Raw genomic sequence first — 602 nt, forward strand, 5'->3', positions numbered from 1 at the left:
CACGGTAACAAAGGTGTTATCTCAACTATCATCCCTGTGGAAGACATGCCGCACGATGATGAAGGTAACCCAGTAGATATCGTATTGAACCCGTTGGGTGTACCTTCGCGGATGAACATCGGTCAGATTCTGGAAACGCACTTAGGTATGGCTGCGCGCGGTATCGGTAGCAAGATTGATAAGATGCTGAAACAGCAGCGTGCTATCAAAGAATTGCGTGATTTCTTACAGCAAGTGTATGACTTAGGCGAATGTCGCCAGAAAGTCGACATTAGTGAGTTTTCTGATGATGAAGTCATGCGTTTAGCCGGTAACTTGAAAGCGGGTCTGCCTACTGCTACACCAGTATTTGATGGTGCAGTGGAAGAAGAAATTAAAGCGTTGTTGAAGCTGGCAGACTTACCTGAATCAGGTCAGATTCCGTTATTTGACGGTCGTACTGGTGATAAATTTGAACGTGACGTAACTGTTGGTTACATGTACATGCTCAAATTGAACCACTTGGTTGACGATAAGATGCACGCACGTTCAACTGGCTCGTACAGCTTGGTTACTCAACAACCACTGGGTGGTAAAGCTCAGTTCGGTGGTCAGCGCTTCGG

General features: G+C 46.3%; 1 pseudogene. It reads left to right on the forward strand.

The annotated features are described in order from the left end of the window. Positions 1-602, forward strand: a pseudogene (gene rpoB, locus B3180_RS08645) (DNA-directed RNA polymerase subunit beta); the annotation flags it as partial.

The organism is Idiomarina sp. UBA4206 (genome assembly GCF_002383015.1).
GTDB classification, from domain to species: domain Bacteria; phylum Pseudomonadota; class Gammaproteobacteria; order Enterobacterales; family Alteromonadaceae; genus Idiomarina; species Idiomarina abyssalis.